The 23752-nt window shown below is 61.3% G+C and carries 24 protein-coding genes and 1 pseudogene; 4 read left to right on the top strand and 21 right to left on the bottom strand.

Annotated elements, in window-relative coordinates; translation table 11 throughout:
* Positions 1–35: 35 nt before the first annotated feature.
* Both CH271_RS09010 and CH271_RS09005 read right to left on the bottom strand, forming a co-directional pair.
* Positions 36–665 (bottom strand): RES family NAD+ phosphorylase, encoded by a 630-nt coding sequence (locus CH271_RS09010; RefSeq protein ID WP_015586099.1) that lies wholly within the window; start codon positions 663–665, stop codon positions 36–38.
* Positions 662–1165, bottom strand: a complete 504-nt coding sequence (locus CH271_RS09005; protein WP_015586098.1) for a hypothetical protein — start codon at positions 1163–1165, stop codon at positions 662–664. The genes CH271_RS09010 and CH271_RS09005 overlap by 4 nt, the downstream gene beginning before the upstream one ends.
* Before the next feature lie 313 nt (positions 1166–1478).
* On the opposite strand from CH271_RS09005, the gene CH271_RS09000 reads away from it, so the two are divergent.
* Complete coding sequence (locus CH271_RS09000; protein ID WP_032364994.1) at positions 1479–2099, top strand: hypothetical protein; 621 nt, start codon at positions 1479–1481, stop codon at positions 2097–2099.
* Between the two features lie 21 nt (positions 2100–2120).
* Here CH271_RS09000 and CH271_RS08995 read toward each other — a convergent pair whose 3' ends face one another.
* The 3 genes from CH271_RS08995 to CH271_RS08985 all read right to left on the bottom strand — a co-directional run bounded on the left by CH271_RS08995 (position 2121) and on the right by CH271_RS08985 (position 3403).
* A complete protein-coding gene (locus CH271_RS08995) occupies positions 2121–2369 on the bottom strand; it encodes a type II toxin-antitoxin system RelE family toxin (protein WP_371828030.1) in 249 nt (82 codons plus the stop codon).
* A 26-nt stretch (positions 2370–2395) separates the two neighbouring features.
* A complete protein-coding gene (locus CH271_RS08990; protein ID WP_230591632.1) occupies positions 2396–2683 on the bottom strand; it encodes a type II toxin-antitoxin system Phd/YefM family antitoxin in 288 nt (95 codons plus the stop codon).
* 177 nt (positions 2684–2860) lie between these two features.
* The gene (locus CH271_RS08985) at positions 2861–3403 is read right to left on the bottom strand and encodes a hypothetical protein (RefSeq protein WP_015586094.1); all 543 of its coding nucleotides are present in this window, start codon (positions 3401–3403) and stop codon (positions 2861–2863) included.
* 64 nt (positions 3404–3467) lie between these two features.
* On the opposite strand from CH271_RS08985, the gene CH271_RS08980 reads away from it, so the two are divergent.
* Entirely contained in the window at positions 3468–3767 is a 300-nt protein-coding gene (locus tag CH271_RS08980; protein WP_015586093.1) for a hypothetical protein, read from the top strand.
* Positions 3768–3801: 34 nt separating this feature from the next.
* Here CH271_RS08980 and CH271_RS08975 read toward each other — a convergent pair whose 3' ends face one another.
* Positions 3802–5430 carry a hypothetical protein gene (locus CH271_RS08975; RefSeq protein ID WP_052049375.1) on the bottom strand — a complete coding sequence of 543 codons (1629 nt, stop codon included), beginning with the start codon at positions 5428–5430 and terminating at the stop codon, positions 3802–3804.
* A 110-nt stretch (positions 5431–5540) separates the two neighbouring features.
* On the opposite strand from CH271_RS08975, the pseudogene CH271_RS08970 reads away from it, so the two are divergent.
* Positions 5541–6247, top strand: a pseudogene (locus CH271_RS08970) (transposase); the annotation flags it as partial.
* 241 nt (positions 6248–6488) lie between these two features.
* The gene (bcmE, locus tag CH271_RS08965; protein ID WP_032364993.1) at positions 6489–7757 is read left to right on the top strand and encodes a thiamine pyridinylase; all 1269 of its coding nucleotides are present in this window, start codon (positions 6489–6491) and stop codon (positions 7755–7757) included.
* A gap of 636 nt (positions 7758–8393) precedes the next feature.
* On the opposite strand, the gene CH271_RS08960 is transcribed toward bcmE, so the two are convergent.
* From CH271_RS08960 to CH271_RS08890, 15 genes are all read right to left on the bottom strand, one after another.
* On the bottom strand, positions 8394–8582 hold the full coding sequence (locus CH271_RS08960) for a hypothetical protein (RefSeq protein WP_015586087.1): 189 nt from the start codon (positions 8580–8582) through the stop codon (positions 8394–8396).
* 9 nt (positions 8583–8591) lie between these two features.
* Complete coding sequence (locus CH271_RS08955) at positions 8592–9212, bottom strand: hypothetical protein (RefSeq protein ID WP_015586086.1); 621 nt, start codon at positions 9210–9212, stop codon at positions 8592–8594.
* 55 nt (positions 9213–9267) lie between these two features.
* Positions 9268–10782 (bottom strand): hypothetical protein, encoded by a 1515-nt coding sequence (locus CH271_RS08950; protein ID WP_015586085.1) that lies wholly within the window; start codon positions 10780–10782, stop codon positions 9268–9270.
* 1060 nt (positions 10783–11842) lie between these two features.
* A complete protein-coding gene (locus tag CH271_RS08945) occupies positions 11843–12466 on the bottom strand; it encodes a hypothetical protein (protein WP_015586083.1) in 624 nt (207 codons plus the stop codon).
* Positions 12467–12581: 115 nt separating this feature from the next.
* Positions 12582–16244, bottom strand: coding sequence for a LysM peptidoglycan-binding domain-containing protein (locus CH271_RS29495; protein ID WP_015586082.1), 3663 nt, complete (start codon positions 16242–16244; stop codon positions 12582–12584).
* 124 nt (positions 16245–16368) lie between these two features.
* Positions 16369–16836 (bottom strand): pilus assembly protein TadG-related protein, encoded by a 468-nt coding sequence (locus CH271_RS08935; RefSeq protein ID WP_015586080.1) that lies wholly within the window; start codon positions 16834–16836, stop codon positions 16369–16371.
* Positions 16836–17294 (bottom strand): TadE family protein, encoded by a 459-nt coding sequence (locus CH271_RS08930; protein ID WP_015586079.1) that lies wholly within the window; start codon positions 17292–17294, stop codon positions 16836–16838. The genes CH271_RS08935 and CH271_RS08930 overlap by 1 nt, the downstream gene beginning before the upstream one ends.
* Complete coding sequence (locus tag CH271_RS08925) at positions 17291–17716, bottom strand: type II secretion system protein (protein ID WP_015586078.1); 426 nt, start codon at positions 17714–17716, stop codon at positions 17291–17293. The genes CH271_RS08930 and CH271_RS08925 overlap by 4 nt, the downstream gene beginning before the upstream one ends.
* 38 nt (positions 17717–17754) lie before the next feature.
* The gene (locus CH271_RS08920) at positions 17755–17985 is read right to left on the bottom strand and encodes a hypothetical protein (protein ID WP_015586077.1); all 231 of its coding nucleotides are present in this window, start codon (positions 17983–17985) and stop codon (positions 17755–17757) included.
* Between the two features lie 169 nt (positions 17986–18154).
* Positions 18155–19078 (bottom strand): type II secretion system F family protein, encoded by a 924-nt coding sequence (locus tag CH271_RS08915; protein ID WP_032364991.1) that lies wholly within the window; start codon positions 19076–19078, stop codon positions 18155–18157.
* Positions 19075–19953, bottom strand: a complete 879-nt coding sequence (locus tag CH271_RS08910) for a type II secretion system F family protein (protein ID WP_052047795.1) — start codon at positions 19951–19953, stop codon at positions 19075–19077. The genes CH271_RS08915 and CH271_RS08910 overlap by 4 nt, the downstream gene beginning before the upstream one ends.
* A complete protein-coding gene (locus CH271_RS29210; protein ID WP_254924256.1) occupies positions 19953–20975 on the bottom strand; it encodes a CpaF/VirB11 family protein in 1023 nt (340 codons plus the stop codon). Before CH271_RS29210 ends, CH271_RS08910 begins: the two co-directional genes overlap by 1 nt.
* 638 nt (positions 20976–21613) lie before the next feature.
* Positions 21614–22438, bottom strand: coding sequence for a hypothetical protein (locus CH271_RS29205; RefSeq protein ID WP_015586073.1), 825 nt, complete (start codon positions 22436–22438; stop codon positions 21614–21616).
* Positions 22439–22441: 3 nt separating this feature from the next.
* Positions 22442–22990, bottom strand: a complete 549-nt coding sequence (locus CH271_RS08895; protein ID WP_230591630.1) for an SAF domain-containing protein — start codon at positions 22988–22990, stop codon at positions 22442–22444.
* 168 nt (positions 22991–23158) lie between these two features.
* On the bottom strand, positions 23159–23719 hold the full coding sequence (locus tag CH271_RS08890; protein WP_139278540.1) for a hypothetical protein: 561 nt from the start codon (positions 23717–23719) through the stop codon (positions 23159–23161).
* Positions 23720–23752 lie beyond the last annotated feature (33 nt).

The following is a 23752-nucleotide window of genomic DNA, read 5'->3' as shown; positions in this document are numbered from 1 at the left end:
GTTAGCAATACCTTGCGGGCGGTTGACCACGATCGCTACAACAGATCTGGTACGTCCAAGATCGCGACACCAGTTTCTTCACGCCACCGCTCCAGCAGGTCCGCTCGCTCAGACAGGGTGACCGTGGCCTGGACGGTATGACGATGCTCCTCGCCTGCCACCCCCGCTTGCCCGAACAGTGCAATGCACCGCCGGGCATGTTCGAGGTCGTGGCGGGCCCAGTACCGCAGACCCTCGAACCCGGCCTCCCGTAACGCGGCCGCCCACCGCTGCGTCAGCGGATAGTCGGCGGTAGTAAAGATTTCTGCCGTGACTCCGAGCGCGACACCGGTGTTCGCAGTCAGATCAGCGAGCCTGATATCAGCATCCAACGTGATCGTCGACGCTGCACGCGCATCGACCTCGTATCTCGGCACGACCTGTTGGCCACCGAAAATCTCCAGGAGAGTGACCACTTCGTCTTCGGCCAGGTAGCAAGTCCCATCAGGGGCTTCGAGGTCGAACCTGCCGCCGCCATTCGATGAGTACCACCACGGTCCCAGACTGGCCTGATGCGATCGAAACAGCTCGGCCCCAGCCGGGTAGACGCACGACGGAAATCGCTCCGCCAATTCACCGACGGGCTTGGGCTCGAACAGATGAACGACGGCGCGTTCAGCGCTCACGCCGCAAGCCGACTGACCGCAGCCCGGGCAGCGCGAGCAGCCGTAGGAACGTCCCCGTCGAGAAGTGCTTGCCGAGGTGTACGGCCGTCGAGCTCTGGCTGTTCGGTAGTCAGCCACGCGACCGCCAACCATCCACGCGGGTCCTGCCCCGCCCACACACGCAGCACCTCTTGGATGCCGAGAATCGGCTTCGCCGGTTGGGCATCGGTGAAGCCTGCGGCGGCGTAGCCGTATTTGCCGTTGCTGCCGGTCAACCGAAGAACGCGGTTCTCTTTCACAGCCTTGCTCAAGGCAGCACGCGTCCAACCCGCAACGTCGAGGGCCTGACTGGGGGTCAAGATTTCCCCTACGTGCTCACTCCACGCGCGACGCGCCTTGAGGCCGTTGACGATGCCGCCGAGGCCCGCTATTGCATACGCCAGATCACGCTCGTCCGGCGCGCCACTGGCCTCGACCAGCCGGTGCGCCATGACCTCGAAATCCTTCTCGACAGTGGACATACCCTGATCATCCCCGGCTGTTCGCGTCATGTCAACCATGTCAACCTGAATACAGGGATGTGATCGTTAGCGTGCGGGAAGTGTCGTACCTGGCCGGTACGGTCGGGACGCGAAACTCCTGCGACGGGGCAGAGAGTCGAGGTGGGTTGGGAGCGTCTAAATGTCACCGGTGAGCAAGAAACGCAAGGGTGCAGGCAAGGGGTCAGGGCGATCGCGTAGCGGTCCGGGAGCCGCTGCATTGCCAGAATGGGCGCAGCGGGCCGGGTACGTCACACCACCGGTAGCGGGGATCCGTCCCCCTGCGAATCCTGGCGTGACTGCACCGGCAGAAGTGCAGATCATCGACCGGCATTGCCAGATTTGGCAGGCCTACACCGAGGGCGGTTTTTCCGGCACCTGCATTGCTGCGGTGCGTTGCCTGATTCCGGCATTGCGTGACTACGGGATCGAGGCTGAGCCGTTGGTCGTGTACGGGCAGGTGGCGTGGTCGGACGAGCAGTGGGTGGAGCTGGGAAGCCGCACACCGAAATGGGAGTCGGACACATGGTGGACAGGACACCTAGTGTTGTGGATTCCGGCAATGGGCCGGATTGTCGATCCGACCGTCTACCAAGCAAACCGGCGCGGAATGCCGACAACGATCACTCGGGCTCTGGTCTTCTCGATCGGTTCACTAGATCTGATGGAGACAGCGGGAGTGAACAAGGATGGTGCCCTGGTGCAGTACGAACGAGTCATCGGCGCGGACATGAGTTGGTTCGATCGCGATCACGCCGATCGCGAGGCGATCGAAGATGCCCTCCGAATTCTGCGAAGCGCAGTATCCGACTCACTCGGCAGCAAGGCGGACCGAAAATCTGGTTGGATGGAGACCGCGACCCACCCACCATTGGTGGAAGCCTTACGCCTACGAGGCTTGATCTCCGCAACATAATCCGGTAGCTACGCAATCTTCTCAGCGGTAGGCATCTGACCGGTGTGAGATCGCGGTGACCTGCACGATGCGCTGCCCGGCGTCGATCAGATAGAGAACCCGGTAGGTGCCTCTGCGGGCGCTGTAGGCGGGCGAAAGCGGCGGGGCCAGGGGCTTCCCGACCCGCTGCGGATTCTCCAGCAATGCTCCGGTGATGAACTCGTACACCGCAGCGGCGACCTTCTCGGGAAGAGTGTGACTGATAGCGCGAGACGCTGATCGAGCAATCACAAGCCGATACGGCGCTTCAGGCTCACTCACGCGCGGGTAGACCGGCCAGCGACCCGCATGACCTCGGCCAACTCCTTCGCATCGAGACTGTCACCCTCAGGCAGCTCCGCCACGCCCCGAAGATGAGATGTCAGCAGTTCCTGATCCGATAGCACTGCAATGGTCTCCTGCAGCGCATCGAAATCGTCGGCAGCGAGCAACACAGCAGCCCGGTGCCCATTACGGGTGATCTCATACCGGGCGTGGGTTTGTTCTGCATCGTCCACAATCTTGGACAGACGCGCACGCGCATCCGCGACCGGCAAAGTAGTCATGTACATAATTAGAGCGCAAATAGTGCGAGGGTGCAATTGCCGTTCGACGCGACACAGCACTAACTGGTGACCAAAACCCGAAGTTCGCCCATCCGACTTCAGTGCGCGCGGTCAGCGGCGTGGGAATTTCACCACCGCTCTCGGACTCGCTGCAGCCGCCCGAACATGCCGTAGGTCCTAAGATGCATCGTCGAACGGCCCGAATGCCGCTTCGTCCCAATGCCGTTCGAGCGCCGCGTTCCATTCGTCGATATCCGACGCGGAGAACAGATGCATGTTGTGTTCGGTGAGCAAGAACCCGGTGTCGCGCCATGCTTGGAAGTAGGCGGGGTTCTCCCCTGCTTCGCGGGCCTTGTCGATCAGGGAGTCCACGTCCGCCAACAAGTTCTCCTCACTGATCTCCTGCGGCGTGTCAGCAGCTGGGTCGAAGAACAATGGATCGTTCGGCCCGAGATCTCGGCCGAACTTGTCCCGAAACGCCTGTCGCTGCTCTTCGAGAGAGTCGTTGAGCTCCGCACCACCCACCATGTCCTTGCTCCACGACAGAGTGCGCCCACCGTCGGCGTTGGTGCGCCGTTGCACGAACGAGGGATCACCGCTGCGCTCGAGCACCAGCGCAGCGTGCTGCTCACGTGAGACCCCTTGCTGTGCAAGTCGCTTTCGACGTTGCTGGACCTTGCGGGCGCGTTTGTCGCCGGCGGAGGTACGTTTCGATGTCATACCTCCACCGTCTCAGAGATTCTCCAGAACATCCGGTATTCGGCCGATTGCTAACCTTCACGCTATGAGCGCAATCAATCCGAGGGTGGCGTTCGCTGTACCGATGTTTCTCGAAGCGCTGGCCTTGATCGAGTTGGGCCAGCCTCAGCCCGCTGAAGTCCTGGAACATCCGAAGATGATGGCTACCACGATGCTTACTCTGCTCAGTCATGGCGACGACGCGATCTTGGATCTGGGAGATCTTGCGCTCGCGTCGCTTGCCAGGGCTGCGATCGCGCTCTGCGATGCTCCGACTGAATCGGGTGCTGTGGCGACCTACCAACACGCGTTAGACGCGTGGGGTGAGATCAATGCGAACCCATGATCAGAGCGAGACTGGAACAAAATGACCGGCACCATCACACTTGCGGGGGCGTCCTTCGGAACAGCTCGGACAAGCCCTGCAGAGCCATCGTAACCCGATCTACGATTGTCTCGAATTGTTTGTCCGGCTGAAGAGAATTCAGTCCTGCGGCCGACAGCGCAGTCGTAAATTTCGTGCCCTTCATGTGGGCCGAGCCTGCCGATCGGATTCCCTGAAGCTGGCGTAGGGGTCCGACGAGACCATTCGGGTCGGCACCCAAGTTCTCGACGAGTAGCTGTAGGCAGGCAAGCGAAGGACTATTCGTGTCCGCGCCCGAGGACTCTCGAAGAGTCTTGACATCGAGTGCATCCACGATCCCTTTCGACAGAACCATGACACCGTTGTCGCTTTGGCCTTCGGTTGGATTGGTACACAATGCCAAGGCATCGAACGCACGGAGGTCAGCCGGGCCGAGTTGCTTGTACAACGACTCACCGAAGTAGCCAGTGAACGCCTCGATGAGTTCTGCCTTAGCTCGTCTCAGCCGAGCAGGGTCAGGGCGTTCGTCCTCTACCCACTGGCCCGCTAGGTCCCGCACGCTACGTGTGATGGTTATTCCACCGTTCGGCGGGACGTTGTGTGTGAGCCAGTGCTCTCGCTCGGTCTCGGGTAGCCGGATGAGGTGTCCCAGCCACACCTGGACGAGGTTGGCACCGTTGATGTCGACATCGATGGCCCACCGACCGTGGCACGAGACATCGGTCCGCAGCACCGTGTAGCGGTCTGGGTTGTCGCGGTATCGGGTCAGAACATCCGTGTCGAAGAAGACTGGGGTGAGGTAGTTCGCTTCATCGCGCTCGCAACTCAAACGAACCTCGTCGCCGGTCGAGGGGTCGATGTCAACGATGAACGATTGAAACCGCTCAGGCCTTTGCAGATCGTCGGGGTGCTCGCCAGCGGACGCGAACGGCAAAACTGCCTGTTTCCCAACCAACTGCGCTACGAAACCAGGCCCCCGATACGCGTCCCACGCCGTGTAGGCGAACGCTGCGTCTTTGGTGCGAATCTCAAGGTCGATCCGAGCTTCATGCACGCTGTCGTCAGCCCGAGAATGGGCGTGCTGGATCACCAGGCTCATGCTCCGGGCCGCGAGATACTTTCGGAGGTGCCGTGCATTGACTCGAACCTCGTATTCACCAGGATTCGGTCTGACGATCTCGACGACCTCCTCATCGCGGCCCGCGTGATTAGTTCGATACATTGTCTCGTTCGATCGCGTGATCAGGCCCAACCACCATACGAACGACGGCGTGAATTCGATAACGGGTTCTGTGGTTGCCGATGGCACCCAGGACACGTTGACGAACAGATGAAGGTCGTAGCCATCAGGGTTGGAGGTCAAGCCGTCGCGGAAGGCCGGGAGGCGATCAGAGCTGTAACTGGGCTCGCCGAGGTCGTTGATGGACCAATCGGTAGTGGCGAGGAATTTGCGCTGGTCCGATGTCGCCACCAGAAGAGGTTGAAGCGAGCTGTACTTGATTCCGCTCCCTCGATTCCGTAGAACCGAGATCCACTCGGTCGGCTCCGCCTGGATCTCCGAGAGGTAGCTCCTCAGCTGGAGAATCGTGGGCAAAGCCTCATAGCGCTCAAGTGAGCCGGAATTCGGCAGTGGATCGGTCAGCACCCCCTTGATCGTACGGAGGGCAGGCGACCGGGCTGAGAGTCGACTTAGAATGGGCCACCCGTGCTCGCCCGGATGACTAGGGCTGAGCTGCGACATCCAGTCTCGCCAGCGGGAAAATCATGGTCCGCGGCGACTCCGCCTACGGCAACAGCCGCGTCGTACGCGCCTGCATCAAGTTCTCGTTCGTACTGATCAAGAACCGAATCGTCCAACGAGCGATCGCCTCCATCCCTGACACCGCGTGGACGCCCGTGCGCTACCCGGGAGCGGTCCGCGACCCCGACACCGACGGCTGGATCTCCGACGCCGAGGTCGCCGAAACATCGTTCACCGCTTTCTCTTCCACCGCGTATCCTGTTTCTGCACGGTTGATCGTGCGGCGGGTCAAAGACGCCCGCTACCGCGATGCATTGTTTCCGGTGTGGCGGTATCACCCGTTTTTTACCAACAGCACCCTGCCGACGACGACCGCAGATGTCGTCCACCGTGCACACGCGGTCATCGAGACTGTGTTCTCGGATCTGATCGACGGACCGCTCGCGCACATGCCGTCAGGATCGTTTGGCGCGAGCTCTGCCTGGGTGCAGTGCGCAGCGATCGCCCACAACCTGCTGCGCGCCGCCGGAACCGTCTCCGGCGGGCGTCACGCGAAAGCTCGCGGAATAACGCTACGGCGCAAATCGTCAACATTGCCGCGCGTTTCGTGCGGCCACAACGCACACCCACACTGCACCTGCCGCGACACTGGCCGTGGCTCGATGCGTGGCTTCAATTATGGCGCAACATCATTGGCATCAGCCCACCCACACCCGCCTGATCCTCACCCGACCCGCCGACTCGGCCCGAGCAACGACAATCGTGGAAATGCTGGGTAGACCAGCGGACGAAACACGCCCAACCAGTCCCGACCCCACAATTCGGTCATCGACCACAGTGGGTCACCTCAGTCCGTGGATCGAGGGTAAGTAAATGTGATCCTTGCCACTTTCGGAAAATCATGCGACTGTATGAGGCAATCGCCGTTCCCCTGCAGACAGTGTGATGACGGGAAGTGTGCAGTGACCAGTACCGAGTTCGGACGCAGTTTGAACAAGGATTCCGGCCCCACCAACCAGCCACCTCCAGCCAGCGACGCATCCACGTTGAACGTCGCCTTGTACCCGTACACGCCCGAACCGAAATGGTTCGAGTCCACCATCAGAGCCGCGTGGCACAGCGTCCAACCGGATGTCGCTCTCAATTTCGTCTACACCTACGACTGTTACAAAGGCGATCCGCCGTCCACTGTGGACGTTTTTGCCTACGACTGCATCTTCGCTGATCACATGCGTCAGTTCTGTGTCGAGTTCGATATCGACGGCACCGCAGACTTTTACCCGTGGTCTCTCGCATCGCTGAAAACGGAATCCTCGGAGTATCAAGGAATACCGTATTTAGGGTGCATGCAAATTTTGATTCGCCGTCTCACTGACGCAGCACTGGGTGCGCCGGGGATGACTGTCGAAGAATTACACAAAATCCTCGGCGACGGGGATCCGAAAGCAGTCTGGCCCGCGCAGGGTCAAGGCATGCTGTTGGATTTTACTGGGGGAACGACCGTCGCGTGCATGTACGAGCAGGCCGTCATGGAGGAGTCGGGCCAGTTTCCGCTCACTCCCGCCCTTCCCCCCTGTCCAGGACTCGATCAGCAAGGCCTCGCCGACATGCAGGTGCTGCGAAACATCGCCGGGTACGCCCAGGCGACATATCCCGACTCGGGCTACGACCGAATCACGAAATGGAACCAGCGGATCGGTCGAGCCTTCGTAGGCTTGACCGAAATCTTCCACTTCATCGACAACGTCGACGCCTCGACCTATTCAGTCATGCCGCTGAGCTCCGAACCTATCGAAAAAGTGGGGATACCGCTTTATACCGACGCACTTTCCGTCAATGTGGCCATCGCCCAGGAAAAGCGAGCAACGGCTATCCAGCTCGTGAAGTTGATTGCATCGACCAACGTGATGCTCGAGTGCATGTCCCCAACAGGAAAGAAACCGCAATACCTGGTGCCCACCCGGCAATCGCTGATGAATCAGCTCCTGGCCCGGCAACCCAATTCGGCGGTGTACAACATCATGCGCAACATCATTTCCAACGACATGGCCCATCCATTTCGACTTGGGGCCGATTCCCGTACCTGGCTCGACTCGACCAAAGGCTGCATCAAAACTGAAATCCTCGGGCCACCCCCCGCTGGCGTTGCGGAGCATGTCGGCGAAGACAGCGCCGTGTTCAACGACCCCGCGTACGCTTCCACACCTGCAGGGCTACTTCGCCGCCCGTGACAGGAGTCCGTCGCAAAGTCGTAAGCAATGGCTGGTTGTGCCACGTTTGGTCCTCGCCGTTCGGACACGCGGCAATGGAGTATCGCTATGAGATCCATACATGCGGTCCGGTTGCCCACACCACCGCTGTCTGAGTGTCGCGGGGTTTGCGTCGAAATTCGTCGAACACCGTGCAAGCTTTTGGCTAAGGGATTACCCTGCCGAGTTTCACCCGATGCTCGACTACTACATCGAGCACTCGACGCGGGTCGGTGGCCGCATCGTAAGCCCTCCCCCGCTGCTGCATCGATCACCACAGCTGCCCAGGTAACGGCCAAGCGTGATCGGGAGCAGACACAGTCGACGCTGCAGATCGGCGACCTGGACGAACACGTTTGGCACCGTCTGCTAGCCCAATTTTGGATCATCTACGACACAGCGCAAAGGCGTGCGCGCGAAATTAGTGCTCGCGGCGGACAGCGGACCGCACATTTTGAGGTGCAGCCCCCGCAGTGATGCTGCGGATAGCTCTCTCGTTGGGTGCTGCCCGAACAATGGTGCGATCACCCGCAGCCGATGTCGGGACCACCACCACAGGGCGCGCGCTGGCACGTGGAGCCGACGACCCCGCCGGCGGATTCTGATCTTTCGAGGCCGTCACGCCGACGCCCCCTGCTGCTTCTCTATCTGGCGTCGCACTTCGTCGATCGTGCGGGAACTGCCCTCGTAGTTGCCCACCAGCCGAGGATTGGGACGCAAGGCCACCTTGCGACGCCGCGACGCCGTCGCCGGGCTCGCCGAGCCCACCGGTCGATCAGGTTTCTGCTGCTCGTTCACCGTAGCCATGATGTCCTCCTACATCCGAATGATAGCCGTCACGAGCAACACCAGCACAGATCCAGCCAACAGACCCGTCGTGATCCGCAACCGCATCAGCTTGCTCCGAAGCCGCATCTCTGTCACCTGATAAATCGACACCAGTGTCGACGCGATCTCGAACCGGCCCGTCGTCTCATCGACTGTCGAATACTCCTCCAACACCACTTCCGGATTGAGCCCCGACGCGGTATTGGGTGCAATCACGAATGCCGCCATGATTGCCGCCGCACCGGCCAGGGCAGCACCCGCAACCTCCCACACACCGATCCCCGCGGGATTGCGCAACACGATCCCCACCAGAATGCCCGCGAATCCCAGCAGCACACCCCCGCGCTGATCGATGCTCGTCACTCGGCGTTCCTGAGAATCCAGCGTCCGTTCGATGCTCGCGTGCACCATCTCGATTGCCGCCGGATTCAGCTCGACACTCACCGGGTTGAGCTCGGACGCCATCTCTTCGCCAGCAGCGGAGTCCGGTGAAGCATTTTCGCGCCCACCCCGGTCGTTCGATTCCACTGCTAGCGCCCCCTTTTCGACATCAATTTCGGCTGCGCCGAACCTCGTCGGCCACACCGCACCCATCAGCCGGCGCACCATGACACTCACCGCAATATTGTCTCAGCACACCACCGGCAACGTGTGTGAACACCTCTCACTGCGTCCTGCGTCTTCGAGCGGATCGACGGAGCAGACGACGTCTCAGGTCATCAGGATCGGACATGATGTACATCAAGTACAGCAGCGGCAGGTACATCAGTGTCGCCGGCAGCCGGCCGTTGTGTTGCGCGAAAAGTCGGTCACGGACGGGATCAGGTTTGTCGAACCCGTGTGTAGTGTTCCTGCGCAAACGCATGAACTGACTCACTGCGTCATCGAGTGACAGGGATTTGTCCGCTCCACCGGGCAGCTTCAGAATTACCTTCTCCGACCTACGGTAATTCTTGATGAAGAACCCGTCCCCCACTTCGGTCAACGCTTCCACACCAAAAGCCGCGTACGGAAGCAGGACGGACTGAACATCAGCAGGCATACGTTCTCGAACTTGCTGCAGCGCTTTCGCCGCAACCGAGGGCTTGCACAGTGCCGTGAGATCCCATGAAAGCCAGGTCGCCTCGATCAGGTCCATTGCTGACCACATCAGAACTCCGGCTGCGTAGTCGTCGTGCAGCGATAGCAGCGTCGAGGTAACTCGTTGCAGAAGATCCGCAAATTCCATCAACCGGTTCTGCTGCGCATAGGGGAGGTAGTCACCGTCAGCATCTGCGAACAGGCATGGGTTCAGGAGATGCCCGAGAACAGAGTTCATCTGAGCAACCCACCAAGCGACGGCCGCACCCCACGCCTCCGGTGCCGGCGGCTCCTGCCGCTGGGGAAGGCGACCCACTGGTGATCGGGGAAGTACCTGATGCGCTTCGTACGGAACAGGAGACCTCCCGACAATATCTGTGCCGAGAGTGAAAATCACCGCACCCGACACCCTGTTCGCTTGAAACGCCCATACCCATGGAGACCGTGCGGCCAACAACGGACCGAGATGGCTCGCGGGAATCAAGACACTGCTCAGGATCGACGATCCCGACGCGAAAATGGTCTCATCGACGTCGATCGGCCCGCGTCGTATGTCGTCGAGAAGTTCGGGGTCCTGATTCAGACGTAACACGAAACCAGGAAACCTGATCCGACGGTGCGTGGCGTTGCCATAGCGAACAACGTGGACAGCATGCCGGTCGAACGGATGCTCGTCATCGTCGTCCGAAGTTCCGGCCAACTCCCTACTCGCGTCCTGTACTGCCGCGGACAAGGCTCGATCGCTGGCGGTGATGACAGGTAGCTGGAGTCCGTACAGGAACGATCCCACCGCACCCGCGCTCATCTGTCTGATCGCGCGAAGGCGCTCCTCAACGACTCGCCCATGGTCCAGCCTGGAGACGTAAGGGTCTTGCGGGAGGTCGACGAGCTCGTCATCGACGTCCGCTTCCGAACCCGACAGGGTGCGAACGGTCATAAAATCGACACAGTCCATGCTGGCAGCCGGCTCGGTTAACGCCCACACATCGGGCGCGGACGTGTGGGCGACCTCGAACCCCAACTCTTCCAGGTAGGCCTGCACTTGCCCCCCAGCCAATTCCGGTGGCATCGTGACGTTGACAGTCAACCGTTCAGGCATTCCACCAGCCTACAAACCGGTAAGCCTGGAGTGACTCAATTTCGCACCCGAGGAGCGGGGGCGCACGGCTCTAATTTGTGACCAGGACCTGCAGTTCACCAATCCGAACTTCAGTACGCGAAGTCAGCGGCGTGGGTATGACTCCACCGACCGTCCCGTTGGGTGTCGTCGCTGTCCACGTGACGAGCCAATTCGATGTCGCGGAGACCTTGAATGTCCCACCGGGCTCGGTAGTGGACGTCTTGTGATAAACGATATTGCCGCACGTCGGACTTGGAAGCCCTTGTGCAACATCGGTATACGGCGTGAAGGGCAGTAACGCACCTGGGCACACCGACGGCACGGATCCGTCCCCCCAATTGACGACCACGGACGTATTGACCCCTGTAGCAGAAACTATGACACCCGGTCCTGCTGCAGTTCTGGTCACGGGGCCGACTGTCGATTCCCGTGGGTCAGCGACCCAGAACCAGCCGGGTAGACCAACCAGGCCGACAGCACCTGTGTTTGCGGGGTTCGGGGTGATGCCTATTCCGGGCGGATCCAACTGCATTGCCGTAACCGCTTGGCCGACAACGGTCATAACGTCGACCACCGGAGGCGTAGCCGGCACCCCAACGTCCGGAATTTGAACACACGGACCGGCCGCTTCGCAGGACCATGTTGTGCCGTCATCATTAACGACGTTCACTGCCATCGGGGCACCACTATCAGCATTTCGAACAAGCGTCATATTGGCGGCGTCAGTCGACGGAACGAACTCGAGCGGCGGTCCGGACGGCGCGGCGCTCCCACCACCTCCCCCGCCCACAGCAGCTGGCGCGGATCCAGTCGTTCCACCCCCTGACGGCACACTCGTGTACGTACCTTCGACCACAACTGTCGAACCACCCAAGCCTCCGCCGAAGGCACCGCCAGTTCCGGTGCCGATCCCCGGCTGCGCAAATACTGGGTTCGCGTTGAACACTCCAACTAGAAGCACTGATGCGATAACCCCAAGCGGCTTACGCATGACCCACCGCCCTTATGGATTCCAGTTGCCTACTTGCCAAACCGTCGATCATGGTGCGTCGCATGGGGTACCCGAAGAAGTCACTGCATCGGAAACAATGCGCCAGCCTGATGAATCTGGCCACGCCACGTTCTCCAGAGTCGGCTTGCCCAGCTCCCGCCGGACTCGGTCAGGAGGGAGCACACTCGTGCCGTCCGGACGGATCTGGTCATAGTTCGAGCTGTCGATGCAGACTCGCAATGTTGCCGACGCTTCTTCCTTAATTGGGTTCCCGTCAGCATCCTTTGGTGCCTGCAGTTCCGTCACGAATGCATCTGCGACAGTCGCAGCACCCGTGGAGACAATTCCTTGAGATCGGCGCAGGTTCACGTTTGCCTTCAACTGATCGAGGATCTTTCCACTCGCAACAGAGTCCAGCATGTTGATGTCTACAGCAGGATCGCTCTCGACCTTCGCGAGAACGGCGAAGAACTCATTCACCTTTGCTGTTGCCTGCTCGGTCGCCTGTTGTTCCGGGGACTTTTCGACGCCCTCTGGTCCCGTGAGGACCGGCTGCGTGGTGGTCGTTACGGGGGTCGCCTCAATGTCACCGCTCCCGCATGCGACGCTGATGCTTGCAGCGGCTGCTACTGCGAGGATTGCCGCGCCTGTGCGACGTCGTGTGCTGATCATCGTGGACCCCCTACGTTGTTCTGTGCGTTGTACTGCGATAACGATAATGGTGCGGCTGTTTGGACCGTAACGTGCTTACCGGACACTTCAGACACCTCGATTGACGCGACTGCTATCAACTGGCTATTGCTCCGATCCGGTAGAGGGCGTTGCCGCCATTGTGGAATTGCGCGAGGGCGCGCAAGAGTTCGTCGGTTTCGGGTTCTGGGTCGACATCGATGTCGGCGAGGTTCGCGAGCAGTTGGTCGATCAGCTCCTGGGTCTTGCTGATCTCGTCGCTCCCGTGGGTAGCGATGATCGCCAGTCTCCAGAGACCTTCTCGGAACGGTTCGACGGTGACGCCGCGGTTTGCGGTGGTGAGCGCGGCGGAAAGATCTCCGGTCTTTATTTGTCTGGTGGCGAGCTCTTCGAGGGCATCCGCGAGGGTCGAGATCATGTGCTGCTGTAGGTTTCGTGCCCACCCGTAACGGTCTGACCGTGTCCCGGCGAATGGTTGATCGTTTACCAGTTCTGCAGCCGTCCGCAATTCCGCATCGGTGGCGGCGGCCGGAGTGGTGTCGATCAGTTGTTGCCAGTAGTCCCAGTCCGATCGGACATCGGGGTGCAGTCGGTAGCCGGTGCGGCCGGTGCGGTCGCCGTGCTTCGGAAATGCCTGCTCACCGTTCTCTGTCTCTCCCAACCAATTTCGCAGTCTCGAGAGGTAGTTCTGGCGTCGTGTCGCCTTCTTTTTCGGCTGATCCTCCAGAGGGAGTTTGTCGAAATTGTCTGCAGGCCAGATCTTTTTGTCGATGGAGTCGTGTTTGATTCCCGGGTGGATGGAGAGAAGAGCGGCGATCTCGGTTAGGAGTACTTCACGGCCGTCCTTGGGTGGCTCCCCGGTCGGGGTGGTGACTGCTGGTTTCCCGAGAAGATGGAGCCAGAGATGTCCCGGGGCCGGTACGTCACCAGCGACAGGAGCGATGGGTGGGGCCTGGTCGTCGTACCTGATCGCTTCTGGGGATGTCCACTGCGCGGCGTCCGGGCTGTAGGTCGGAACGTTTGTGACGTCGGGGGCGGTCTCCGATGCGGTAGTTCCGTTCAGCAGCAGCTGGTCGGTGGGGTCGATCGTGGTGACGGAGTCGAGGAAGGTCTCAGCGCTTTCGGCGTCGGTGAGGTGTGCGTCGATTTCGGCTGCAGCCCAGGGGTCGTGCATGGACGACTCTGTGGGGATAGCTGGCTGTGTGGCGGTCGCGAGGTAGGCGGTAATGCCTTCATATTGGTCCGGCTCGAGAAATGCTGGCTGGAATGCGAAGCCGCCGTCGGTGTCTCGTTTGACAAGGCTTGCGGTGTTGCGGTCGACGATGTCGAGTGTCCACGCGGCCTGGGTGTTCTCGCTGGCGGTGCTGGCGGTGCTGGCGGCAGCGAACGCCACGCGCGGTGTGGCGGCCAGGATCTGATCGAGTGATTGCTGTTGGTCGGCCGTCAACTGACTCGCGATGAGAACTACTTCGGGGGCGGTCATTTCGCTTGTGTCGTAGATCGAACGGGCCGCTGCAATGCTGTCGATGTGTTGTTCGACGAGGGTGTCTTGGTCACGTTCGGCTTGTCGGGCGAGTCTGGCCAGCACTTCGCCTGGTTGGTCGGTGTGCTCGATTCGACCGTTGCCGAACAGTTCGGGGAGCTCCTGTCCGAAACCGATCAGCGTCAGGTGCAGATTGTCGGCGAGCGGGGATTCGACGAGTTCGAGGGCCAGGGCCTGGAGAGTGCCGCGGGCGTGCTCTGGTGAAGCTGAGACGCCGAGGTAGCCGAGTTCTTCCAGGTTGAGAAGAACTTGGGTTCGGTCGTCTGTGGAACCGAGTGTCACGAGCGTGGGGTACGGGCTGATTGTGGTGGGTGCTGGGGCGATCCGGACGTCGGCGGGGAGGGTCCAGGTGCCGGTCTCTGATCTGAGCCACTGGTCCGGCAGTACGGAGTCATCAAGGATTACTAGCTCCACCGCATCGGGACCGATGAATGCGCCGAGTAATGCCGGCAGTGCGTTGCCCTGTGTCCGAGCGTGTTCGGCGATAGTCCTCAGTGCTTCGTCGAGCCGCGTGAGGACGTTGTTGTCCGCTGCAGAATGAATCTGTTCTTCCACAACTGCTGCAGCGCCCCAGGTTTGAGGGAGGGTCTCGCCTCTGCGGCGATCGTGCTGTTGACGGTGCCGGCGCAGCCCGAAGGCCCCAGCCAGTCCGATGGCCGCTAGGGCTGAGATACCGAGCCACAATGTGCTGTTCTGATCCTCGGAGACATCGCTTGGCTGCGCAGTGGCGGCGATATATACCGGGTCTGTCGTCGATGTATTCAGTGGGATCTGGGTGGCTGGCTGAGTCGGGGCGGGAGCTGCAGCAGGACTGGGTGACGACGTCTGCGCTGGAGCAGGCATTTGAGCGGGTGCCGGCCCGGGTGCCACAACATCTGCGCCCGCGGACTCAGCAGCAGGTTCGGAAGCTGCCACCGGGGCGGGAGCCTCTGCTGGCTCAGGGGCGGCCACCGGAGCAGGCGCTGGCTCAGGAACCGCCGACGGGGCGGGGGCCTCTGCCTGCTCAGGGGCTGCTGGAGCAGGCGCTGGCTCAGGAGCCGCCGCTGTCGGAGCAGGTAGCTGTGACGAAGCGCTGTTGAGTTCGATGCCGAAAATCTTCGCAGCGGCGGCGGCAGCGGCCTGCGCTTCTGCCTGAGCCTGTTCGTCACCGCCCGGAACCATCTCCGCTTGTTCCGGAACGTCGGTGCCACCCAGGAGAGGTGCAGCGGAGGACAGTTCAGGCGCTGCTGCGGGGGCCGGTTCAGGAGCGGCAGCCGGAGCCGGTTCGGGAGCGGCAGCGACCGGGGCCGGTTCAGGAGCGACGGTCGGTTCGGGCACAGCAGCAGGTACAGGAGCGGCAGCAACCGGGGCCGGGTCGGGGGAAGCAACCGGACCCGGTTCGGGCGTGACGGTCTCGGCGGTTTGATCGTTGACGGTGAGCTGCTGGCCGACGTGGATGATTGTCGACGGTGCAGTTCCGTCGGCGTTGATGATTTCTTTGTAGCGGTGTCCGTCACCCAGATGTTGCTCGGCGATGCTCCAGAGACTGTCGCCTTCTCGAACTGTGTAGGCCCCGTCGACGGTTGTGGGTGCGGCGGCGGGGAGCTGAAGTTTCCATCCTGGTTGCAGCCATCCGTCGACGGTCAGGACGTCGGCGTTGAGTTGCTTGATCTCGGTGTATCGAAAGCCATCGCCAAGGTGGCGTTCTGCGAGTTTCCATAGGCTGTCGCCCTGCTGCACCGTGATGGTTTCCCCGTTGATGGGGCGGGCGGGGGCTTCTGCTGGATGCGGTTGGCTTTGTTGCGTTACTTGGATCGGTGCCGAGTGGGCAGGGGCGTCGAAGAGCGGTAGTGCTGTGGCGGTGAGGGGTTGGGCTGTGGCGGTGCCCGCTGTTACCAGCATGAGCGCTCCGCCTATGAGAACGGAGGCGCTTCGCTGCTGGAAGCCGAGGCCTCGGAGTTGAGGTGCTTTGATGCCGCGTAGTGCTGCGACGAGTTCGATGACGGTGCTGAAGGTGAAGGTGGCCCAGGCGAGCCAGCCGATCCAGGTCACGAATCCGAGGAAGAGTGATCCGTCGTCTTGGGTGGTCAGAGCTGTTTTGATCTGGTCGAGATCGGGCAGCGTCGTCGGTATTGGGTTGCCGCGGAATGTCCACAGTGCGAGCGGAATTCCGACGACGAGGACGAGTAGGACGATCAGGTAGAGCAAACCAGTCAAGCGCCGTCGGATGGTGGTCATGCGGGTGTCCTTTCCGATGGCTGCAGGGTGGCCGGGGTCGTGCAGCGTTGCGCCGCGAGCTGTCGAATCACGTCCTCCGTCTTCTCGTGGAGTTCTGCGACTCGTCTGCTCTGCGGTCGATTGGTCATGGTGTGCCGGGGATTCCGAGGTTGGTGCGGTTCAGGTTGACGGTGGCTGTTCCGATGATCTGCTGTGGCCCGACGCCGATCAAACCGAGGACACGGGGTTGGTAGGTCGTTGTGGTGGTGATCAGCAGTGTTGTCGGTCCGGTCTGCACGACGACGCCGGGGATTCCTGCTGCGGCAAGGTATTTGGTGGCTTTGGCTTGGGCTGTCAGCGGGTTGACGACGACGTTGGTACCGCGGACTGCGAGTGGTTCGATGATGGCTTGTCCTGCCCCGCGGGCTGCTTCTTCAGCGACTTGCTCGGCGCGCTGCTTGGCGTAAACTTTGCCGCCGCCGTCGACGACGAGACCCATCATGATCAGCAACGCCATGGCTGTGATGACGCTCCACATGGCGATGGTTCCGGCGTCGTTGTGCGCGTCTCGCCGTGTGCAGGCGGCCACCGCCCGGCGTAGTGCTTCGGTCATCAGGCGCGCTCCCGGTAGGTGTCGACGGGTGAAGTCGCGGTTGCTGTGATGGTCCGTGAGCCCATGACTTGCGGGAATCCGAGTGCGTCGAGGGAGATGACGCACGTGACGGTGGCCGAGACGGAAGCCGTGACGCCGGGGCGAGTTCTGAATCCGCCGAGGTCGGTGTTGACGTTGAGAGCGGAACAGGTGAGCCCTCGTGCTGCCAGGTCGTTTCGCGCGGCTGCTTGCGCATCGGGGGCTGCGGAGAACGCCGTTCGCGCGATGGAGGCGGTACGCGCGGCCTCGTTCGCGGCGTGGACTACTTTCTGGTGCGCTTGCGCGAGAACGCCGAAGGTGACGATCAGTGCGATCAGGAACAGTGTGGCGGGGGCGACGATGACAGTCTGCAGGGCCGATCCTCGGTCGTCGGCTCTGGCTGCGGCTGCCAGCTGGCGCAGTTTGTTCGCGGTGTTCATCTGGTTCCTGGGGCAGTGACTCGTTCAACGGGAAGCGTCTCGCTGACATTGATGTCGAGGGAGAAGAAGGGGATGAGGCGGATGGGTTGTCCGGTGATCTGGACAGTTGCTTCTCGCAAGCCTCGGTTGACGACAATGACGGGTGCTCGAAGGGTCGTCGGGCCGGCGGTGGATGCGAAGGCGTAGCCCGCCGCTGTTCCGGCCGCAGCGCTGCCGAATTGCGATCGCGCTTGTCGTAGAGCTTCTTCACCGGTCGAAATCGCTACGGTCCGTGCGTGAGCGTAGAGAGCTGCCTGGATTGCGATGAGGAAGAGCAGTAGGACGACGCCGAATACCACGACTGTTTCGAGGGCTGCGCCGCGGTCGTCTCGACGTATGCGGGTGAGCCATTCGCGTAGTGGTACATGTGTGTCGGTGAGCAACGCTGGTCCTCCCCTGTCTCGTTGGGCGAGTGGTGGGGTTACTGGATTCGGTTGAGGTAGCGCTGTGCAACCACGGTGATTCCGGCGACGATAGCGATGGCGAGGATGACGAGGCCGGCGGTGATGACGACGGTCTCCATGCTGTAGCCCTTGTCGCTTTTGCGTCCGCCGGCGCGCTCGGTCATCCGGGTATAGGAGAACAGTGCCAATGCGAACAGTGTTGCGGTGGTTGCTGCGATCCGGTTTGCGATTGTGCGCGATGCTGCCATGTGACGTTTCCCTTCGATATGTAAAAGCCCTGGTTATGACGGTTCTGGATGCCGGTCAGACTATCGCCAAGACCGGACACTTCGAGCAGGTGAAGTGCACGGATCGGTGTTTGCACAGCTCAAACTTGGTAGTTGATCGTTGAATGACAACGCATTCGGGTTGTTCGGTCTAGACGCCGCCCATGATGTTCACTCCGGCCGGCACGATCAGCATGATCATGAACAGCACGGCCAAGGTGCCGAGAGGTGCGTCCATCTTCTTCGTTTTGGCTCCTGCTTCGCCTTGTTCTTTCGAGAGCAGGGCACTGCGGAGCGCTCCGGCCCGCGCGGCAAGAGTGTCGGCCACGCTCGCTCCCTGGTCGCCGGTATAGGTCATGATGTCCGCGAGATCTCCCAACTCCGGCAGCGCCAGTTCGGCTGCAAGATTGGACAGAGCAGCCCATGGTGCCTGTCCGGCGAGGGACGCTTTCTGAAGCTCGGCATCCAGACGTAGAAACACCCAGCTATCGCCCACTGCGGCAGCGCGTTCGAGACTTTGGAATGCAGCGACGCCGCCACTTCGGTTCAACGAAACGAAGTCGATGAACGCCGCCAATGCTCGGGTGAATTCGAGTCGGGCACTAGCGGCGCGAGTCTTGACGTCGGCGTCGGGCGCGAAGAATCCCACCAGCGCCAGGACGAGGGAACCGGCTACGGGAAAAGTCAGGGGCACTGCCATGCCGAACAGCGCCAGGAGTGCGATCGAAATCGGCGCGATGATCAGACCTATTGCAGCGGAAAGGATTTTGTCTCCGATGAACTTTTGTGGAGTTTCTCGGAGGATCGCCAGGTCCGCGGTCGGGATCCTGAACCACGCCTGCGATCGCAGCCGCGGGTAGAAGCGGGCACCGACCTTGTAGGACAGGGCATCCGAACCGGTGAGGTCGTCACCGCCGCGGGTGTCGACGGTGTACGGGTCCGGGGCTGCACCGGACAGTCGTTCCATGGCATCGCCGAGTGCTGGGTCGGCCGGCAGTATGCGGAGAACGAGGAGGATCAAGCCGAGAGCGGCGAGAGCGGCAAGGGCGATCGCCCAGAGCTCGAAGTTGTTCATACTGCGCTCCTCTCACGTGCGGTGTTTGCTGCGTCGCGGTCCTTGGTGCCGATGAACCTGGGGTATTTCACTGGCAAGGTGTATCGCTTCATCCACCCGAGCACCAGGCCGAAACCGATGAATTCGAGGAACAGAACGGGCTGGAGGAGGGGCTGTTTGTACGGGTCCATGTAGTTGGTGAACAGGAACAACCCAACGATGACAACGACGGTGATGACGGTGACCCCGCGAGCGGTCGTGCGGGGCCCTTGCCGTTCCGCTTCGGCCGTTCTGCGGTTGCGCACGTTCTCTGCCACCGATTCTGAAAGTCGCTTCAAGGCTGCGGTGAGTCCGGAGCCGCGCAGGCGAGCTGCCTGCCGCAGTGCACCGACCACGTAGTCGCCGGTGGAATCGTCGAGATCGTCTGCGAACCGAAGCAACGCTTCGTCGATCGACACATTGCCACGCAGGCGCGTGATGAGGCTCGTAATTTCCGGACGCAATGCTTGAGGCATTCCCCTGTGCGTTGCGATGATGGCCTGTTCGAGGCCGGATCCTGCTGCGAGCACTCCAGTCAGGTTGCGCACCCATTCTTCGAGGGCATTGAGGCGTTCGATGTCGTCGGCGGCGGCTGACGATCCGAGTAGGTAGGGGACGCCTACTGCTGCGATCGGAATGATGGGGAAGAGTACGAACCATCCACTGAGGAGCCATGCAGCAAGGCCGACGGCAGTTCCGATGGCGAGGAGTAATTTTGTCCGCCGGGCAATCCGCGCACGTGAGGTGCGGTGGCGTGTCGGCGCAGTCGGGTCGCGGCGATCGCGAATTCCGTTGGCAAAAAACCACATCCCGGCGGCAAAGACAAGGACGATACCGACGGCCGTGAACGTGTACATCAGAGCCCACCACCTGTGATCGTGTTGATGGGGATTTGGTTCGGACTGAAACCGCCTGCGTAGAGCTTGCGGAGCAAAGCTGGGGGCAAAGTTCCGTATTCGCCGGTCCCGCCCGGCTTTCCTTCGTAAATTTTGGTTACTGCGGGCATGGCGTTTTCGCCGGCCTCGATATGGATGACCTCGCTGACGAATCGGACCTGACGCCTCTCGCCGGTGTCGGTAAATTCGTAGTCCGTCTGCAGCTGAATGATCAGATTGATGTGGTGTGCCACTTGGCGGTAGGCGTACTCGACCGGCACTCCTGCTTCGAGGGCGCAGGTGACGAGGCGGTCGATCGCGCCGGCGGCATGCTCGGCGTGCGTGGTACTCAGGGAGCCTTTGGCCATCTGCATTGCTTTGAACATGTCGATGATCTCGCCGCCGGCTACCTCTCCGACGATGACACGGTCGAGCTGCATTCGCACGAACTGGTAAAGGATGTCGGACAGCGTCGTCGCGCCGCGTAGCGCTCCGGTCAGCTCGTTTCGTTCGCCGCCGCCGGTGATTGCCTCGGCTGCAACAACATACGGTCTGCGACCGTCGAGTTTGTCGAGGAACAGTTCGTACTCTGTCTCTGCTGTGCCGATCCGTGTTTGCAGGGGAAGGCAGTTGGCGAGCGCACGAAGGTTGGTTGTTTTACCTGATCCCATGGGCCCGGAGATCACGATGGAGGCACCACCGATGACTGCGGCGCTGAGGATCTCGGACAACAGTTGGGGCATAACACCCATTTCGACCATCTTGTCGATGGTCACATCCTTGTGGCGGTGCATGCGGATGGCGATACTGGGATGGCGGACCGAGTAGCCCATCGCGGACAAGCGGATGTCGCCGGGCAGATTGAGGCGGAGGTTGGGGTTGACCTGCGAGAACGGTCGTCCACCACCGGGTGCGCGCTGCGCGAGGTTGGTGAGCCAGTCGTAGAGCTCTTCGTCGCTGTCCGCGATCGGCGGTCGTGCCTGCAGACTCCCGTCGGGGTACATCACAATGACGCTGTCGCCGTTGATGAGGATGTTCTCGACGTTCGGGTCGTCGACGAGCGGCTGAAGTGGGCCGAGTCCGAACAGCGTGTCGAAGACCGCTTTGACCAGCGTCTGTTCCTCTTGGACGCTCAGCTGTTCGTGACCGGTGTCGATCGCGGACTGCACTTCTTTGCTGACGAGATCTATGACGATCTGCCTGCCCGACTCACGCTCCTCGTCCGGGGTCATGGCAGTGACGCCCAGCTCAGGGTTGAGGGCCTGATCTGCTCGTTGGGTCTTACGGAGAGAGAGGATTTCGGATGCTTCTTTGGTCAGTTGCTTGACCAATTGGTGGTTGGTCCTCGCGACGTCCGACCGCTCAGCTGGAAATGGTGATGGCGATGTGAACGGGACCGTCTCGAGTCGCTCGGGTTCCGGGTGGGAGTGGCGACCGTCCTTGCCGGCTGCGGCGAGCAGACCTGCAGATGAGGAGCCGTATTGCCCGCTCCTGTAACGAGTTATCTCGTTGTCGCCATCGTCGAGGATGATCGGATCGGCGGCAAACATCGGTAGGTCGGGTAGGGCTGGTCGCTCGTCGTAGTCGAAGTCGGGGGCGTTGTTGGTCATGCGGGTGTTCTCCCTTTGGCCTTGTCGGCTCGTTACGCGGGCTGTGAGCTGTATGGCGAGTTGGCGATCCATACGGGCTGGTGCGTTTCGTGGAAGCGCTCGATCTTTTGCCAGGTTCCGTCGATTGCGCGTAGATAGCTTGATCGACGTCGCCGCCAATTACTGAGCGAGGCACCTTCGGAAAAAACTTGCGCGTGTACCGGTGATTCGGGAAGGACTGCGATGACGTCGAGGCCGGTCGCCGCGGCGGTCTCGGCTGCGCTGTAGGGCTCGGTACCCCTGACAATGAGGCCGATGCTGGCCGGCGACTTCGTATTCTCCAGATGCTGCTGTAGTGGGCCCAAGCCAGCACGAACCGCTGCCACTGCGGTCCTGGTCGGTCTGAGCATTATGGCGATAACGTCACTGTGACGGATCAGGTCTTGATGTCCGGACCGTAGATTGAGGCGACCGGCGTCGACGAGCAGGTCACCGCCGCCCTGTTTCGACAACAACGCCAGATGTGCCCCCAACGGGCCCCACGTCGACTTCATCGATTCCGTTTGAGCTGCATTGACCAGGCCGGGGACGAACCATCCTTGCGCCTTGGTCGGCTCCTCTGGATCGAACGGCCCGATTCTAACTATTTGGTGCTGGAAGGCTGGGCCTATTCGGCCGTGCCTGTTCGGCTCGACCAGTTGGATGATCGATCGGTCGTGCCGGCGGCGCGCGTGAAAGTACCCGGCCAGCGTCGGGGACGATCCGATCGGATCGGCCTCGATGTACAGCAGCTTGCGGGAGTCTGCGGTGAGAGCGATGCCCAGGCCGGTCGTCGAGACGCCTGGCGAGCCGGAGATCGAGGTCAGGGTGACGAGCATGGCTCAGCGCTCCCGGGAGTCGAGGACGATGGCGACGCGGTTGGTGGCGGCTCGGGCGGCGATCCAGCTGGCCTCGTCTTTCTTGACCAGAACGTCCACTGTCGTCTGTCCGGTCTCGGGGATGTCCTTCACGGCAACGACCTGTGCGTTCGCGGTGACCGGACCCTGCACCGGGGAATCGTCTTGATCTCGGGGAGTGTCGACGATCCGGACGTTGTCGCCTGCGAGCAGTGGCTCTGCGGGAAGTTTGCCGATTGCGACGGTGATGCCGACCAAAGTGTTGTCCCCGCTGGGGATTACGGCGTTGGTGAACGACGATGGGTTCAGTGCCGATCCGCTCAGGAGCGGAACTGCTGCGCTCTGGCCCACGACCGATGCTTTGTCTGTGGCAGGAACGGTCGCGATGGTCGCATCGCTGTTGACCTCTGCGGTTTTGAGGTCGTCGGTGGTGATCGTCTCCCCCTGTGGCACGTCGCGGGCGAGCACCAGAATTGTCGTGGTGGCGCGCATGGCGTTCACCAAAAAGACCGCTCCTACGATTGCGACGGTCATCAAGGCGACTCCCGCGATCCAGTACGACCGTCGACGGCGCACTTTGGTGGTGGATACGACTTCGGTGAAGTCATGGCCCGGCTTAGGAGATGCCTCTCTTGCGCTGCGCGGCTCCCCCACTGTGGCGGTCGATGTCTTTTCTTTGAGATTGCCGAACATGGGCATAGCTCAGTCACTTTCCGTTTGTGTCGTGGCGTCGAGGCCGAGATGTGCTTTGAGGGCAGTTCCGATGAGGTGGCTGCGGGAACGGGCCTTGAACTGGTCTTTCAGTTGATCGATGATCACCCAGTCATCGGCGTACAACCCGACCGTGACTCCCTTCTTCTCCGCCTTACCCTCAGACGGCTTCCCACCTACTCCCCTGGCGCGGAACAGACCTCCGCCGACCTTGCCTCCCGGAAACAGAAGGCTTTCGAGATCGCTGTGGACATCCTCGATAGCAGTGATGACCACCTCGCCGTGGGTTCTCCCTGTCCGTTTGCTCTCCTTCGCCAGACCGTGTGCAACCCCGACAGCAAGATGAACCGTCGACGGCACAATCGTGTCGTCGTGCCCCAATTCAGCTGCACCAGAGGATGTCTCCTCCTCGTTTGAACTCAACTGCACCACCTCCGCTGACATAGCACTTATCGATCCGGCCGGCGGCGGTGGCATGAAGGCTGCCCCGAGCGACTGTCGCGCAGGCGGAGATGTCGGCACGTTCGCACTCTCAGCGCTGTCGGTCCTCACTCACGATCCTTCCGATGTCCCCGTGTACCTGAG

The organism is Rhodococcus sp. 05-340-2 (genome assembly GCF_002258915.1).
GTDB lineage: Bacteria > Actinomycetota > Actinomycetes > Mycobacteriales > Mycobacteriaceae > Rhodococcoides.
This window is presented reverse-complemented; position numbering and strand designations above follow the sequence as displayed.